The sequence below is a fragment of the Methylocaldum sp. GT1TLB genome (assembly GCF_051027445.1).
Lineage (GTDB): Bacteria > Pseudomonadota > Gammaproteobacteria > Methylococcales > Methylococcaceae > Methylocaldum.
The window spans coordinates 1731041-1746906 of record NZ_CP194898.1 but is presented as its reverse complement, the minus strand read 5'-3'; the positions used below and the strand labels follow the sequence as shown (position 1 = coordinate 1746906).

Genomic DNA, 15866 nt, shown 5'->3' with positions numbered 1-15866 from the left:
TTAAACTCGGGTGAATTCAATTAGCCAAACGCGGCAACCCTTAACAAAGCTATCTAAATAGCATCGTTGAGCCGGTCCGTATATCGGTAAGATTACAGCGAAGTTAATCTAATGAATCACGGACAAAAGCATCTGGCCGGCACCCTGCAAGATCCGCAGAGCTTCAAGTTCTATGCCCTACGAGTCGACCTTTGCAAAATGGCCGATGGAGCGATCCGAATGGGACATCGAATACGCGCGAAGCGTCAATGAGGAAGTGTTGGACGAAATGACGCGTGTGCTTTGACTATGGACCGCGAGTCAAATTACGAAAGCCTGACCGCTTCTTGGCTTCGTGTCATATGGTGGTGGATGGTTGACCGCAGGAATGGTTCCTCGGTCAGCCATTTCGAACCGGTGCAAACTGATGCGAATTCCCGCGTAATCACCGCGACAGCAGCTCGATGTAGGGCTGGTAGCTGTAGCTCCGATTCGTCTTCTGGCCGGTCATTTCCGTCACGATGCCCAGGTCTTCCAGCACCTTGACGGCCGCAGTGGCAGTCGGAAAGCTGGTGTCCAAGCTTTTCCGCACCCGCTCGATGGTGAAGCGCGGCATCATCGGCAGCATTTCGAACAGCCGGTAGCTGGCGGGCCCACCCTTGGGTGCTTCGAGTAGGCGGCGCCGATCCGCCGCGATCAGGCTAGCGATTGCGATGATGCTGCGCTCGGCGTCACTGGCGGCTGTTGCCACGCCTTCGAGGAAGAACGCGACCCAGGACTCCCAGTCGCCCTCGGTGCGGATGATCGACAGGCGCCGGTAATACTCGGCCTGATGTTGCTTCAGGTAGCCGCTCAGGTACATCAGTGGCTCGGGCAACAGGCGCCAGTGTTCGAGCAGCGCTGCAATTAGGAGGCGTCCGATACGGCCATTGCCGTCGAGGAAGGGGTGGATGGTTTCGAACTGGGCATGTGCTAGCGCAATCCTCACCAGAGGCGGGAGCGTGCCAGCCTCGCCGTGAATGAATTGCTCCAGATCGCCCAGCAGACCTGCCACCCGGTCGGCCGGTGGCGGCACGAAAGCCGCGTTGCCCGGCCGAGTGCCGCCGATCCAGTTCTGGGAACGCCGCAGTTCACCGGGCTGCTTGCCGGCACCTCGCACCCCGTCCAGCAGGACACGGTGGGCCTCACACAGGAGGCGCACGCTGATGGGCAGCCGGTTGGGATCGCGCAGGTTGTCCTGCACCAGTCGAAAGGCACGCAGATAGTTGGTGACTTCCTCGACATCGTCCGTGTTGCTGACGGCGAATCCCGCTTCCTCGTCGAACAGGTCGGTCAATGTGGCCTGGGTACCTTCGATTTGCGAGGTGAGCAGGGCCTCCTTGCGGATCGCGCTGTACAGCAGCCAGTCAACTGATGGCACGAGCCCCGACACCCCGGACAGACGGGCGAGCGCCAGCTCTGCCTGATGGTTCAGGTCGGCATACGCCTCAGGCGCTAGCGCAGGCGCGGCGGGCGGCAGGGGATGCGGGACGAAGGCCCGAACCGATTCGCCCAGCGTCGTCGAGATGGCGTAAGTGCCCGTAGTCCGATTCATGGTGAAGACATCTTTAATGCGAGCTTTCTGTATTAAAGCATTCTTTAATACGAAGCGCCAGCATTAAAGCACCCTTTGATCAGAGAGCCTGCCGCCGACTTACCCACCCGAACTGTCAAGGATGCCTTGACGGTTGCCGGGCGGTACTGCTCCAAGAATCGGCTACTTGTCGCGACCGGTCATGGCCACTGCCGCTTCCGCATCACGTACTGCCTGTCTGCCCAGGCAAACTGGAAGAACTCTTTCATGTCTGGCACCTCTGCCGCGCCGGATTGAGCGGTGCGATTGACCGCCCACGCGCTGTCACAAAGCGAGTCGAGCACATCGCGCAACGCGGCGATCAGGGTAATCAGTGCGTAGATGGCGTACTTGGCGGCAGTGTCCAGTTCCGAGGCTCGGACGTGCAGTGGCGCAACATCCATTCGTTGCTGGTTGAGATCGCTCATCAGGCTGGCTGCGACATTTCCAAACGCAATGCTCGCTATCCGTCCGTTCATCTGCGCGCGTTCGCGTTCTCGCGTCGTGGCCTGCGTTTGCATGATCTGGCTCGCAATCTCGCCCCATCGCGCGATGGGGTCGACCATTGTCTGATGCCTGTGGCCAGTCAACTTGTTGATGTTGGAATAGCGCCCGCCAGGGTGTGCGAAATCGTCCAGGAAGCCCAGAATCACGATGGGCAACGAATCGGCCTGAAATCCATCCAGTGCAGTCACGTTGCGCGCGGCGCAAACGGCCTTTGCGGCGTCGAAGAGGGCGCGAAGCTTGTGCCCGTAATCCTCGACTGTCTTGCTGTCGGGAGGAACCAGCTGATTGCGCGCCATATGGTCGAGGATCAAGACCAGCTTCAGCACCCGCTCGAAGCCGATCGACAGTTCGAAGAACGCCGAATAGAACAGCCCCTTCTTGTCCCCCAGATTGGCGCGACGCAGGGCCGTCAGGCCATTGCAGACGCAGGCCTGGGCCAGCAGTCCCTCCTGTTCCAAGAGGTACCACGTTGGGCTGAACTGCATCAGGCCGCCTCCAGTTGCTTGCATGCCGATGAACCCAGAGTCACAAGCAATCAGCACACCAGCCCAAAATAGCGCTCGAAGAATGCGGCCAGCTTGTCCAGCACCGTCTGCTTCTTGCGCCCGTGGCCGTTATCCTTCGAGAAGCGTGAAACCGGCGGCAGTATCTTGGTGATGGCGGTGCCGGCGGTGGGGATGGCACCGTCGCGGAAGGCGTTGTCGATGAAGGCACGGGCTTCCTCGGCGTTCAGGTTCTCGTCCTGGATAATGCGCTCCAGTTCCTCGGCCTTTTTGGCCGCCACAAAGGCCTGCCACTGGGCATCCACTTTGCCCTTGGTGGACACGGCATCCACGAATTGCTCGATGAGGTCCTTCTTGTTGCGCAAACTCGGGCTGGCATTCACGGCGCGCTCGATATCGGCGCGGATTTCCTTGTCCTCGCCCGTGCCTTTTTTCTTCAGGTACTGCTCCACCAGCATCAGGATGTAATCGACGTTGATCTCGACCTGCTTGATCAGCTCTATCTCGAACACCACGTCGTCGTTGATGCTTTCCTTCTCCGCCTCCGACACGGCGCGGAATTCGGCGTAAAGGTTCAGGTAGAGGCTCTGGTAATCCTGCAAATCGCGCTGGCTGAGGATTTCATTGCCGGCGAAATCATCGAAGGCGGTGAGGATGTTCTTCAGTCGCAGGATGGCGCCGAACAGCTTGATGAAGGCCTTCTGCGCCGCTTCGCCGGTGATCGCGGTGCCCAGCGGGAACAGTGTCTGCAACTCCGCAATCTTGCCCTGGTATTCGGCGTAATACTCGGCGTAGGGCTTCAGCAGCACGATGCCCTTGGCGTCCTTGTTGCCGAACAGGGCCAGGGCATCGTTGGTGGCGTCCTCCAGATTGCGGAAGGAGACGATGTTGCCGTAGGTCTTGACCGAGTTGAGGATGCGGTTGGTGCGTGAATAGGCCTGGATCAGGCCGTGGGCCTTCAGGTTCTTGTCCACCCACAGGGTATTCAGCGTGGTGGCGTCGAAGCCGGTCAGGAACATGTTGACCACGATCACCAGATCCAGCTCTCGGGTCTTCAGGCGCTGCGACAGATCCTTGTAGTAGTTCTGGAACTTGTCGGCCGAGGTGTCGAAGGAGGTCGAGAACAGGGCGTTGTAGTCCTGGATCGCGGCATCGAGAAAATCGCGCGCGCTCTTATCCAGCCCCTCGGTTTCGAATTCCTCTTCGCCCAGCAGACCATCGGGATCGTCTTCGTTGGCGGCGAAGCTGTAGATCAGGCCCACCTTCAACTGTTGCGCCGCCGGCAAATCCGCCTGCTGGGCCTTGAACTCGCTGTAGTAGCGCCGGGCGGCGTCGATGCTTGCGGTGGCGAACAGCGAATTGAACCCGGCCAGCCGCTTGCCGTGCATCTTGTAAGAGGCGGCGCGCTTGGTCTTCTGGTCGAAGTGCTCACGGATATAACCGACAATCTGGCCGATGCGCTCCGGCGCCAGCAGTGCCCGCTCGGTGTCGATGGCGGGCACCTGCTTGTCCTTGATGTGATCGGAGGTCTTGATGGTGTTGATGTAATCGATGCGAAACGGCAACACGTTCTTGTCGTTGATGGCATCGACAATGGTGTAGGTGTGCAGCTTGTCGCCAAAGGCCTGCGCGGTGGTGCGGCGCAGCGGGTTGCCGCCGCTGCCGGCGTTTTCCGCAAAGATCGGCGTGCCGGTGAAACCGAACAGGTGATAGCGCTTGAACACCCGGGTAATCTCGGCGTGCATGTCGCCGAACTGGCTGCGGTGGCACTCGTCGAAAATCACCACCACATGCTGGTCATAGACCGGATGCTTCTTGTTGTTGGCCACGAGGCGGGACAGCTTCTGGATGGTGGTAATGATGATGCGGGCGTTCGGGTCTTCCAGCTGCTTTTGCAGCACCGCCGTCGAGGTATTGGAGTTGGCCGCCCCCTTCTCGAAGCGCTCGTATTCGCGCATGGTCTGGTAATCCAGATCCTTGCGGTCCACCACGAACAGCACCTTGTCGATATTCGGCAGGCCGCGCGCCAGTTGCGCCGCCTTGAAGCTGGTCAACGTCTTGCCGCTGCCGGTGGTGTGCCAGATATAGCCGCCTGCCGCCAGGCTGCCCAGCTGCCGGTGGTTGGTGCTGGTGGCAATGCGCTGCAGGATCTGCTCGGCGGCGACGATCTGGTAGGGCCGCATCACCAGCAGCTTGCGGTCCACATCGAACACGCAGTAGCGGGTGAGAATGTTCAGCAGCGAGTGCTTGGCGAAAAAGGTTCGGGTGAAGCCGTCCAGCTCGGTGATGGGCCGGTTCTTGGCATCGGCCCACCAGCTGGTGAAGGCGAAGCTGTTGGAAGTCTTGCTCCTGCTGCGTTTGCTGCGCTGCTCGGCCAGGTGGCCGTCGCGCACGGTGTTGCTGTAGTACTTGGTCAGGGTGCCGTTGCTGATCACGAACAACTGCACATACTCGAACAGGCCACTGCCGGCCCAGAAGCTGTCGCGCTGGTAGCGGTTGATCTGGTTGAAGGCCTCGCGGATGTCCACGCCCCGGCGCTTGAGCTCCACATGTACCATGGGCAGGCCGTTGACCAGAATGGTCACATCGAAACGGGTGGCGCGTGCGCCTTCGGCCTCGTATTGGTTGATTACCTGCAGGCGGTTGTTGTGGATGTTCTGCTTGTCGATCAGGTAGATGTTCTTGGTGCTGCCGTCGTCGCGCTTGAGCAACTGCACATGGTCTTCCTGGATGCGCGCGGTTTTCTCGACGATGCCGTCATTGTCGCCCGCAATGCAGGTGCTGAAAAAGCGCTGCCACTCGGCATCGGAAAACGCGATCTTGTTCAGGGCTTCCAGCTGCGCGCGCAGGTTGGCGATCAGCGCGGCTTCCGAAGTCAAAGGCAGGTAGTCGTAGGCCTGTTTCTGCAACTGGGCGATAAAGTCGCGCTCCAGCGCCGCCTCGCTCTGGTAGCCCGGCTCGCGCACGCCCGGCTCGGGCACGAACTCGGCCACCACCGTGCTCTCGCTGGAGAGCGCAATCGGCTCATACCGATGGGGTTTGAGGTCTTCGCTCACGCGGCCTCCTTGAAGCTCAGCAGGCGGTCGCGGTAATGCTCGTACTGCTGCCGGCGCGCTTTGATTTCGGCAGGCAAGCCGCTGGAAATGTCGTTCACCAGCGCATCGAACTGGTCGAGGATGGCGACGATACGTTCCTGGTCTTCGATCTGTGGCGCAGGGATCGCGATCTTCGCAAGACTCTCGCCGGACAGGCGTTTCACTTTGGCGCGGGCGACATACTTGTTCTTTTGTGCATGGAAGTCTTCAGTCTGAAGGCAGTAAGACACAAACTTCGGGTTCATCGAGTGCCTGAAGAGAAAGCAGTCGTCGTGTATCGCAACGTCTTCGTCGCCAAGCCAAGCGACGGCCTTGGCTACATCCTCGACCGTTTCGCCGACTGCGGCGATCACCACGTCGTTCGTCTGCGCATAGCGTAGTTGCTGCGCCATATCGGCACGGACATGTGATACGGCGGAAGTGGCGGCCACCCCGTAGTGTGTGTAGATCTCGCCGTAGTGGATGCTCGGGATGCCGTCATCCGCAACGTCGTCCTTCGTGAACCGGCGTCCACGAATGAATTCGCCGATCTCGCCCATTGGTAGCCGTGGCACTCCGCTTACCTGGCTGAAATCGAGAAGCGCGTCGCGGTAGTACTGGTACTGCCGCTGACGCGCCTCCAGCTCCGCCTCCAGCTCCGCCTCCAGCTCCGCCTCCAGCTGGGTGAAGGTGTCCAGCACTTTTACGATCTCTCGCTGGATTTCGAGGGGTGGGATGGGAATGCGGTACCTCAGGATGGCGTCCTTGCTGCCACGCGGCATCTTTGCGCCTTTGGCATGCTGCATGTTGTAGGCGAAGAAATCCTCAGACGCGAGCAGGCGATAAAGGAACTCAGGCATGAGCCCGGGGCGATGCGTTTCGGCGATACGAATGGCAAGCACATCGCCACTACACCCGCCACTATTGCTTGCAAGCCATATCTTCTTCAGATATGGCCGAATGTTCCCCAAAAGAATGTCGCCAATTTCATAGGCTGTAAGACGTGCTGTGTTGGCCGTATAGGTGGCGTTAGTCTTGCCCGCCATATTGGGCAGCAGATTATCGACGCCCACGAATGTCGTTTCATCAAGCTTACTGGCATCTATACGGGTGTCCGAGTACGTAGCAATATTCGCAAGAGCCTTGAACTCCACGCCCTCCGGGCACAGCCTGGCAATCAGCCCATCAATCCGACTCATGCCCGCTCTCCTTCCAGATCGGCCACGATGGCATCGATGGCCGTGCGCAGTTCCGCCTGCCGCGCGACGATGCGGGCGATGTCGGCATTGAGTGCCTTGATGTCCACCGCCTCGCGGGTGTCCTGCTGTTCCACATAACTGGAGACGGCGACGTTGTAGCCGTTCTCGGCGATGGCGCTGTTCTCCACCAGGCGCGCGAAGTGGTCGATGTTCTCGCGCCGGGTGAAGGCATCGAGGATCTTCTGCTGGTGGGTGGCGGTGAGCTTGTTCTTGTTGCCGCTGCGGGTGAATTCGCTTGATGCGTCGATGAACAGGGTGGCGTTGTCGTGCTTGGATTTCTTCAGCACGATGATGCAGGTGGCGATGGTGGTGCCGAAGAACAGGTCCGGCGGCAACTGGATCACCGCGTCCACGTAGTTGTTGTCGATCAGGTACTGGCGGATCTTGGCTTCCGCGCCGCCGCGATAGAGCACGCCGGGGAATTCGACGATGGCGGCGGTGCCGTTCACCGCCAGCCAGCTCAGGATATGCAGGGTGAAGGCCAGATCGGCTTTGCTCTTGGGCGCCAGCACGCCGGCTGGGGCGAAGCGCGGGTCGTTGATCAGCAGCGGGTTGGCGTCGCCGTCCCACCGAATCGAATAGGGCGGATTGGAGACGATGGCCTCGAAGGGCTCGTCGTCCCAGTGGTGCGGGTCGGTGAGCGTGTCGCCGTGGGCGATGTCGAACTTTTCGTAGTTGATGTCGTGCAGGAACATGTTGATGCGGCACAGGTTGTAGGTGGTGAGGTTCACCTCCTGGCCGTAGAAGCCCTGACGTACTTTGTCCGGCCCCAGCACCTTGGCGAATTTCAGCAGCAGCGAACCGGAGCCGCAGGCCGGGTCGTAAACCTTGTTGACTTCCGTTTTGCCCACCACGGTGAGGCGGGCCAGCAGTTCGCTGACCTCCTGCGGCGTGTAGAACTCGCCGCCGGACTTGCCGGCAGTGGAGGCATACATCTGCATCAGGTATTCGTAGGCGTCGCCGAACAGGTCGATGCTGTGGTGGGAGAAACGGCCGCTGCCGTTGTTGCTGGCGCTGCCAAGGGGCAAGTCGCCGATGGCATCCAGCAGCTTGACCAGCTTTTCGTTGCGCTTGGCCACCGTGGGGCCGAGTTTGCTGGAGTTGACGTCCAGGTCGTCGAACAGGCCCTTGAAGTCGTCCTCGCTGTCCGAGCCCTTGGCGGAGGCCTCGATGTCGACAAAGATGCGCGAGAGGGTCTCGTTGAGGTTGGCATCAAGACGGGCGCGGGCGCGCACGTTGGCGAACAGCTCCGAGGGCAGAATGTAGAAGCCCTTTTCCTTCACCGTCTCGGCGCGGCCGAATTCGGCGTCCTGGTCGCTCAAGGTGGCGTAGTCGAAATCCTTGTTGCCGGCGCGGCGCTCCTGCTCGTTGAGGTAGCCGGTGAGGTTCTCGGAGATGAAACGGTAGAACAGCATGCCGAGCACGTAGCTCTTGAAGTCCCAGCCGTCCACGCTGCCGCGCAGGTCGTTGGCGATGCGCCAGATGGTCTTGTGCAGCTCGGCGCGTTCGGTTTCTTTGGTGTTGTTCGTCATTCGGGCCTTCTGCCAGTCGATTGCGTGCTGTTGTTGGTTATTGGGCGCGCCGGATCAATCCAGCACGACCAGAAATTCGGTGGCCAGCGCCTCCGGGCGCACGGCGCGGGTATCCGGGCTGCGGTGCAGCTTGACCAGGCCGTAACCCTCCAGATTGCGCAGCGTGCGCGACAGATTGCTGGCCGCGCGGCCGGAGAGTTCAGCCAGTTCCAGTACCGTGCGGGGCTGCTTCTCCTGCATCAGGCGCAGCAGTGCCCGGTTCTCGTCCGACAGCACGCCGGCCAGCTGGCGCCATGACGCGAACCAGACCGTGGGCGTGGGCGCTTCGCTGTGGCTGGAAGCCTGGTGGGCCCGTTTATCCGAGCGGATGCCGACGACCGTGCGCATGAATGCTCTCCCCCTGTGTGCCGTTGATGCTATCACGCGAACATCGTATCGGACAGCCGCAGCCTCGAATTTATTCCGGGCCTGCACAAATCCGCCGGGAGCGGATTTGGACAGCCGGAGGCTGGCCGCGAAGCGGCAGGCCCCAGGGACGGGGCCTGCAAACCGCAAACCCTGCAAACCTCGGTTTGCACCCTGACGGTAGACGAGCAGCGCGCTCGCGCCCCCCGTACACGAATCCGGCCAGAAAGGACCCGTGTTGCATGGTCGAGGCATCGTTCCCATGCCCGGCCAGCCATTGGCATCGAGGGAGGTGAGCATTCCCGATGCTCACCCACTCTCTTTAGAGAGGAAACGCCGGGAACCGGAAAAGTGGCGCCGTTGCCGGGCTTGCGCGTTCCCACCCCGGTCCGGGAACGGTTGTGGCCGGGAACGGATGCTTGCTCCGGGAATGCTCACGCCTGATCCGGCTGGCTCGCGTTCGCGCGCTTCAGATGCCCGGTGACGAAGGGGGCCTCGCCGCTGGCCATGGGGCCATCGGGCACGTCGAGCCACTTCACCAGCTTCGAGCCGTCGACCATGGCCATGACCAGTTCCTCCCGGTCGAGCAGCGTGCCGACCCACTCGGCCAACCGGTGCTTGCCGATGGCGTGGTAGGCTTCCGGCAGTTCATGGCGGCGCTCGTGGACGCCGTTGCCGCCGGTCTTGGTGTAGGGCTTGCCCTCGGCGGCGGCGCGGGCGATGGCGGCCTTGAGTGCGGGCAGCAGATCGACGTCGGTCTGGCGGGCGCGGATCTGGGTGCGCAGGGCATCGTCGCCGAGATCGAACTGCAGGAGCAGTTGCCGGCCTTCATCGGCGTGATCGCCCGGGGCGGCACGGCGCCCAGCATTCCAAGATTCGCGTACCCGGACGCGGCGTGGAATGCCACCTGATGCCCGGCACAGTGACTGGTGCGCGAATGGGACGAGTGAGCACCGCGTCACCGTGACGGCCGATGGTCTCTACGAGCTGAACGGCCAGCGCTTCAAGAGCCTGTCCGCGGCGGCGCGTCACATCACCGGCACGCAGTGGTCGGGGCCGAAGTTCTTCGGGCTCAAGCCGGGCAAGGGAGGCAGCGATGAGTGCAGCCATCCAGGCCTCGCCCAAACGCTGCGCGGTCTACTGCCGGGTCTCCAGCGACGAATGCCTCGACCAGTCCTTCAACTCCATCGACGCGCAGAAGGAGGCCGGCCATGCCTTCATCAAGAGCCAGCCCCACGAGGGCTGGATCGCGGTGGCGGACGACTACGATGACGGCGCCTTCTCCGGCGGCAACATGGAGCGGCCCGCGCTCAAGCGCCTGCTGGCCGACATCGAAGCGAGCCGCATCGACATCGTGGTGGTCTCATCCGCGACAAGATCGCCGCCAGCAAGGCCAAGGGCATGTGGATGGGCGGGCCGCTGCCGCTGGGTTACGACGCGCAGAACCGCCTGCTGGTCATCAACGAGGCGGAAGCGACGGTAGTGCGGCGCATCTTTGCGGACTTTGCCCGCGCCCGCTCGACCACCCACATGGTGCGCAACTACTGATCGAGCGCGTGCAGATCGGCGACGACGGGCTGGAGATCCTCTGCCGCGACGCCGGCTGGGCTGAACTGATCGAGGAGCTGCGTCCCGGCAGCATCGGTGCGGAACTCGCGGAAGTGGAGATGATGGTATGACGCGGATTCGGCAGACAGGCGAGGCGACAATCCAGAACCGCATCGACGGCGATGCGGTAAAGCTGTCCACATTCATCCCGCTCAAGATCCGCAAGCGCGGCGTGCGCAAGGTGGTGATCCGCCCGGACGGGGAGAGCACACGACCCTCCAGCCGCAGCCAGCACGACAACCCGCTGCTGGTGGCGCTGGCGCGGGCCTTCTACTGGCAACAGCTGCTCGACGACGGCGTAGTGGTCAGCGGCACCGATATCGCCCAGCGTGAGGGACTGCATCACTCAACCGTGAACGAACTGCTGCGCCTGACCTTCCTGGAACCCGCCATCATCCAGGCCATTCTGGCTGGCAAGCAGCCGCGCTGCATGAGCCTGATCTGGTTCCAGCGCAACCCCCTGCCGCAGGACTGGATCGAGCAGCGGCGGGTGATCGACGGGTTCGATGCGTAGCGGTTTCTCGGCAAATCGGTGGCCATGGTTGACCGCAGAAAGGCCGCGCCAAACCCGCGAAATCACTGGTCTCTGCGCCGCGACTACCCGCAGGGCAAACAGAGAAAAGAGACTGGGCTGGCAGGAAAATGGGGCGTTTCGGGGCATCTGGGCGCGTTTGCACCCGCAGGGCATTCGCCCGGAATCCCGCGCCATGTGGGGATTTCAGGCAAGAAAAAGGGCCTGGAGACTATCCAGGCCCTGGGTATTGGTGGACCGGAGGAGGATCGAACTCCCGACCTCTGCATTGCGAACGCAGCGCTCTCCCAGCTGAGCTACCGGCCCAAGTGCAAAAAAGACAAGGCTAATCGTTATTAACCCGGCCTATAAATATAGGCCGGGTTAATCCGGGGCAGGGATGCCCCGGCGCGGCGACAAGCCGCGTGAGCCCAGGCCGGGCGTGTACCGGCCTGGGCGGCGGCCCGAAATACCAGGAGGGTATTTACGGGCCTGATTAATAAATACAATACTCCTTCGACATCCTTCTTTTCAACCTTGCTAAAAGCTTGCTGCACGACTCCGGCTCACCGGTTGCTCTCGGCCGGAGACGAACGTGCTGATCGTGGGCATTGGTCAAACAAGAAAAGCATGTCTTTTGCCCATAGATCAATAGCCAGAGCATTTTCATACCTAGTGTACGGGCACTCGCGCGTAGGTCGGGAATCCCTTCCCAATCGCAAACGGTCATCCGGGGAGCACCCGAATGACCCTTCCAATCGCAAACGGTCGCTTTAGCCGCAACCCTTCCCGACGGTGCCGTTGGGCCAACGGGTTCGTCGGCAAAGGATTGCCGACCTACGAAAGCTTGAGTCGATCTACCCTGGCCGAAGGCGCCAACGACTCCTGCCAGGCCGGTTTTGCCGTACGAGCGAGATGAAAACGCTCTAAGTGCCTATCTCAGTAGGCCGTTCGCCCTGAGCCCTTCGACTCCGCTCAGGACAGGCCGGTCGAAGGGTTTCGGGGACCTACTGGGATAGGCTCAAAATCGCTATTCTTTGCCCGGAAGCAGATAATCCCGCTCCACCGCCTCGTCGATTAGTCCTCGGGCATAGTCCCATAGCGCGGCGGAACCGGCGGCGATGCGGGCATTGGCCGCCAGCACCTGGTCCGCGGTGACGCCATGGTGCCGCCAGGCGCGGCCTTCGGTCAGGAAGTTGTGCAACAAAGGCATGAGTCGATCTAGAGACGCCGCAAAGCGGGCTTCGGTCGTCTCGCCCATTTCAAACTCTTCCCACAGCGCCCGCAGTTCCGCCGCCTGATCGTCCGGCAACATCCCATAAATCCGTTCGGCCGCCTGCCGTTCCCGTTCGGGCTTGCTGACGTTTCCCGCGACATCGTAGATCAGAACGTCGCCGGCATCGATTTCGACCACGTCATGGAGCAGCAGCAGCTTGACGACCCGCGCGAGGTCGAGGTCCATGTCGGCGTTGGCGTGCTCGGCGAGCACCAAGGCCATCAGCGCGACATGCCAGCTGTGCTCCGCCGAATTCTCCCGGCGCGAGCCGTCCGCCAGCCAGGACTGGCGAACGATGGTCTTGAGTTTGTCCAACTCGACGATGAAGCCGATTTGCCGTTTCAGTCTGTCCATGGGGAATCTCTACAAGGGGATTGATGGAGGATCGTAGGATGGGTAGAGCGGAGCGAAACCCATCGGAATCGAAAGCCTCGCAATGATGGGTTTCGCTCCGCTCTACCCATCCTACCGCAGCAACGTCCGATAAAGCTCCCCATCCACATTCCCGCCGCTGATCACACAACAGACCGACTGTCCGCGGAAGCGTTCCGGTTCGGTCAGCAGAGCGGCCACGGCGAGGGCGCCGGTAGGTTCGGCCTTGAGATTGGCGAGTTCGAACAACAGCTTGACGCCCTGGGCAATCCGGGCTTCCGGTACCTCGACGATGCCGGCAAGCCCCGTATGCAAAATTTCCCAGTTGCGCCGGCCCAGGCTCAGGGTGCGCGCGCCGTCGGCGAGGGTTTGCGGTTCGGATTCGTTAACCACGATGCGCCCGGCTCTCAGAGAGCGTGCGGCATCGTTGCCCAGCAGCGGTTCCGCGCCGATCACGGGCGTCGATCGGCCGGCGCGACGCAGTCCCGTGATCAGACCGGCAGTGAGGCCGCCACCGCCCACGGGCGCGACGACCGCGTCGAATAGGTTGCCCAGAGCGGCAATTTCCTCTCCCAGGCTGGCATTGCCTTCGATTACCAACGGATCATCGTAGGCGCTGGCAACATAGGCATCGGGGCAGTCTGCGGCGAGTTCCGCCAGCCGTTCGGCCCGGCTTTTCACGCTTGTGTCCACTTCGTCTATCGTACCCCCGTATTCCCGCACCGCGTCCATTTTGACCCTGGCCGAAGTCGCCGGCATGACCACCCGGCAGGACTTGCCCAGCAGCCCGCAGGCATAGGCCAGCGCCTGTCCGAAGTTGCCGGACGACGCGGCGATGATCTGCCGTTGAGGGACTTTCGAAGCAAGATGGTAGGCGGCGCGGAACTTGAAACTGCCGGTGTGCTGGAAGGTTTCGCTGACCAGGGTAAGGTTCGCACCGACTCTTCGGGAGAGACGCGGCGCTGCGATTACGGACGCGGGATGCAGGACTGCGTTGAGGGATTGCGGCATCGTGGATACGTATTTGATTCAGGGCTTGGAATGATCTGCGGACCGGTCTGTTTGCCTTCGGTTCGTAACGCGTCGCCCCATCGCGCTGTGTCGCGATGGAAACGTTTCGACGGCACCCTAGACCTATCGCAGTAGACCGTTCGCCCTGAGCCTGTCTAAGGGCCTATCGTGAACCTGTCGAACTGTCTCTGATCGGTTCTAAGGCGACCGCTTCAAACTCGTCATCTGCTGCAGTGCTTCCCGGTGACCGAGCCGGCTTTGGCGCAAATTGACATACCATTGGCAATAGGCGCCGTAATTGCCGACCACACTGGCCTTGGCCACATCGGTCATGCCATCCAGCAGGGTCAGGAGAGATTCGCGGATATTCTGCTCTGCCAGCAGGTCCCGTGTTTGTACGGTTCGGTTGGCGACCATCCGTCGGTCTTCCTGCGTGAGCTTGGCGAGGAGTTTGATGCGTTGCTCGTATGCCGCCACGTCGCCGGGCGTCGGCCGATAGGAAGAGTCGTCGCGGTGTTCCTGAAGTGCCAGCCATTCGGCTGCGACGTCCTTCTCCGCCAGGTTCAGGAATTTTGCTTTGCGCAACTCTGCCAGTCGGTCGGAGCGCGTCAATGGCGATTCGACAGCGGCGGGGATGTTCTGGCTAGAGGAAAAATCCGGACTGTCGCATCCGGCTGCGACGATGACAAGGCCCATGGCGATCACCGGGTTGCTGAGCTCCCGGAGCGGCTTCGTACCGCGAAAGGGTTTTGATTGAGTCACCGGCTACTCCGAAAAGTTGGCGTCAGATCAGAGCGAAAAGGTTACCACGGCGAGCGCGAAATCCTGGTGCGGAAGGCATCGGGAATGTCCTTGCTTCGAAAATAAAGGATATTTTCCTTGCATCTTCGGGAGAGTTACCCGACATCCCTCGTGGGTCGCGACCGTATCGCCGGGTATCCTACCCGGATGCCTGCAGCTTACCGCCATCGCTCATGCGGTGGTAACCACCCTTTTCCTTTTGTTTCGAATACGTCCGACATGTTCCATAAAAATTGCCCATATCTGTTGCGCCTGCCGCAAGCTTTCCGCCTACAAAGACTCGTTCCCTGCATACTCGCCTCGGCCGTGATATTGCCCGCCCATGCAGACTCCGTTTTTGTAACCCTGGAGAAGGACAATGCCGTAGTCGAAGTGGATGGGGCCACCGGCGAAGTCCGGCGCACGGTTCCGGTAGGCAAGCGGCCCCGAGGTATCCTGGCCGGACGCGATGGCCTGAAGATTTTCGTGGCAACCAGCGAGGGCAATGCGATCGCTGTCCTGGATACCCGCACTCTGGAACCCGTCGGCCGATGGCCGGTCGACAAGGACCCGAAAACCTTCACGCTGAACCCCCTCGAAACCCGCTTGTTCGCATCCAACGACGACGACAACCAGCTGACCGTGGTCGATGTCGAATCGCGCCAAGTGTTGAAGCGCATTCCCATAGGCAAGGAACCGGAGGGTGTTTCGATCAGCCCCGATGGGCGTTGGGTCGTCAGCACCAGCGAAGCCGACAATACCGCCACGTGGATCGACACCACCAGCCTGGAGCCGATGGAGCGAACGCCGGTCGACCCGCGACCTCGCTACTCGCGCTTTACCGATGACGGCGAACAGCTCTGGGTCAGTTCGCATGACGGCCAGTCTCTGACGATTATCGAAACGGCAACGAAGCGTCCGATCAAGACAATTACCTTCAAGATTCCCGATGTCGCGGACCGTGATATCGGAGCCGTGGGTATCCGAATCGACCGGGATCGCCGCTACGGTTATGTTGCTTTGGGCCGGGCCAGCCGGGTCGCCGTCATCGACGCCCGTACGCTCGAAGTGGTTCGGTACATTCCGGTGGGACAAAGGGTCTGGAATCTCGAATTCTCGCCGGACCAAAAGCGGCTTTATACCGCGAACGGACTCAGCAACGACCTCTCCATCATCGACCTCTCGACCTTCGTCGTAACGAAGACGGTTCCGGTCGGAAACGGTCCCTGGGCGATTGCCGTGCTTCCGTAACTCGTTCGGAGCTTTTCCCACAGTTCATTCGTGACAGCGCCGTGCGTTGCCCGGTTCCGTCACGATTGGGAACCTTCTTCAGTTCAGGCGTCTTTTCCCCGTTTATCGCACAGATTCCGCATACGTCGGGCGTCTGGGGGAAGCCGAGGACCGTCTTTTTTCGGCGGATCGTAGACTTACAGTGAA

At 61.2% G+C, this 15866-nt stretch carries 14 protein-coding genes, 1 tRNA gene and 1 pseudogene; 5 read left to right on the top strand and 11 right to left on the bottom strand.

What is annotated here, in order from left to right; genetic code table 11:
• Window positions 1–424: 424 nt before the first annotated feature.
• The 7 genes from ACR2R1_RS07525 to ACR2R1_RS07495 all read right to left on the bottom strand — a co-directional run bounded on the left by ACR2R1_RS07525 (window position 425) and on the right by ACR2R1_RS07495 (window position 9833).
• Entirely contained in the window at window positions 425–1573 is a 1149-nt protein-coding gene (locus tag ACR2R1_RS07525) for a Fic family protein (protein WP_086133525.1), read from the bottom strand.
• Between the two features lie 179 nt (window positions 1574–1752).
• Window positions 1753–2583 (bottom strand): hypothetical protein, encoded by an 831-nt coding sequence (locus ACR2R1_RS07520; protein ID WP_156879837.1) that lies wholly within the window; start codon window positions 2581–2583, stop codon window positions 1753–1755.
• A gap of 50 nt (window positions 2584–2633) precedes the next feature.
• Complete coding sequence (locus ACR2R1_RS07515; RefSeq protein ID WP_434113363.1) at window positions 2634–5657, bottom strand: type I restriction endonuclease subunit R; 3024 nt, start codon at window positions 5655–5657, stop codon at window positions 2634–2636.
• Window positions 5654–6874: a restriction endonuclease subunit S gene (locus ACR2R1_RS07510; RefSeq protein WP_156879838.1), complete on the bottom strand. Its 1221-nt coding sequence runs from the start codon at window positions 6872–6874 to the stop codon at window positions 5654–5656. Before ACR2R1_RS07510 ends, ACR2R1_RS07515 begins: the two co-directional genes overlap by 4 nt.
• Window positions 6871–8466 carry a type I restriction-modification system subunit M gene (locus tag ACR2R1_RS07505; RefSeq protein ID WP_156879839.1) on the bottom strand — a complete coding sequence of 532 codons (1596 nt, stop codon included), beginning with the start codon at window positions 8464–8466 and terminating at the stop codon, window positions 6871–6873. Before ACR2R1_RS07505 ends, ACR2R1_RS07510 begins: the two co-directional genes overlap by 4 nt.
• Window positions 8467–8520: 54 nt before the next feature.
• Complete coding sequence (locus ACR2R1_RS07500) at window positions 8521–8853, bottom strand: helix-turn-helix domain-containing protein (RefSeq protein ID WP_156879840.1); 333 nt, start codon at window positions 8851–8853, stop codon at window positions 8521–8523.
• 452 nt (window positions 8854–9305) lie between these two features.
• Window positions 9306–9833: a hypothetical protein gene (locus ACR2R1_RS07495; protein ID WP_434113360.1), complete on the bottom strand. Its 528-nt coding sequence runs from the start codon at window positions 9831–9833 to the stop codon at window positions 9306–9308.
• A gap of 1 nt (window position 9834) precedes the next feature.
• Between ACR2R1_RS07495 and ACR2R1_RS07490 the strand changes: the two are divergent.
• From ACR2R1_RS07490 to ACR2R1_RS07475, 4 genes and pseudogenes are all read left to right on the top strand, one after another.
• Window positions 9835–9888: pseudogene (locus ACR2R1_RS07490) on the top strand (hypothetical protein); the annotation flags it as partial.
• 79 nt (window positions 9889–9967) lie between these two features.
• Window positions 9968–10354 (top strand): recombinase family protein, encoded by a 387-nt coding sequence (locus tag ACR2R1_RS07485; RefSeq protein ID WP_434113358.1) that lies wholly within the window; start codon window positions 9968–9970, stop codon window positions 10352–10354.
• Between the two features lie 73 nt (window positions 10355–10427).
• Complete coding sequence (locus tag ACR2R1_RS07480) at window positions 10428–10550, top strand: hypothetical protein (protein ID WP_434113356.1); 123 nt, start codon at window positions 10428–10430, stop codon at window positions 10548–10550.
• Window positions 10547–10993, top strand: a complete 447-nt coding sequence (locus ACR2R1_RS07475) for a hypothetical protein (RefSeq protein ID WP_086133532.1) — start codon at window positions 10547–10549, stop codon at window positions 10991–10993. Before ACR2R1_RS07480 ends, ACR2R1_RS07475 begins: the two co-directional genes overlap by 4 nt.
• Before the next feature lie 248 nt (window positions 10994–11241).
• Here the strand turns inward: ACR2R1_RS07475 and ACR2R1_RS07470 are convergent.
• The 4 genes from ACR2R1_RS07470 to ACR2R1_RS07455 form a co-directional block, all read right to left on the bottom strand.
• Window positions 11242–11317: transfer RNA gene (locus tag ACR2R1_RS07470), tRNA-Ala, on the bottom strand.
• Between the two features lie 703 nt (window positions 11318–12020).
• Complete coding sequence (locus tag ACR2R1_RS07465; RefSeq protein ID WP_434113354.1) at window positions 12021–12620, bottom strand: HD domain-containing protein; 600 nt, start codon at window positions 12618–12620, stop codon at window positions 12021–12023.
• A 111-nt stretch (window positions 12621–12731) separates the two neighbouring features.
• Complete coding sequence (locus tag ACR2R1_RS07460; RefSeq protein ID WP_434113352.1) at window positions 12732–13649, bottom strand: threonine ammonia-lyase; 918 nt, start codon at window positions 13647–13649, stop codon at window positions 12732–12734.
• Window positions 13650–13847: 198 nt separating this feature from the next.
• Window positions 13848–14411: a hypothetical protein gene (locus ACR2R1_RS07455; protein ID WP_434113350.1), complete on the bottom strand. Its 564-nt coding sequence runs from the start codon at window positions 14409–14411 to the stop codon at window positions 13848–13850.
• Window positions 14412–14669: 258 nt separating this feature from the next.
• Here ACR2R1_RS07455 and ACR2R1_RS07450 point away from each other — a divergent pair, with 258 nt between their 5' ends.
• Window positions 14670–15680 (top strand): PQQ-dependent catabolism-associated beta-propeller protein, encoded by a 1011-nt coding sequence (locus ACR2R1_RS07450; RefSeq protein ID WP_086133535.1) that lies wholly within the window; start codon window positions 14670–14672, stop codon window positions 15678–15680.
• Window positions 15681–15866 lie beyond the last annotated feature (186 nt).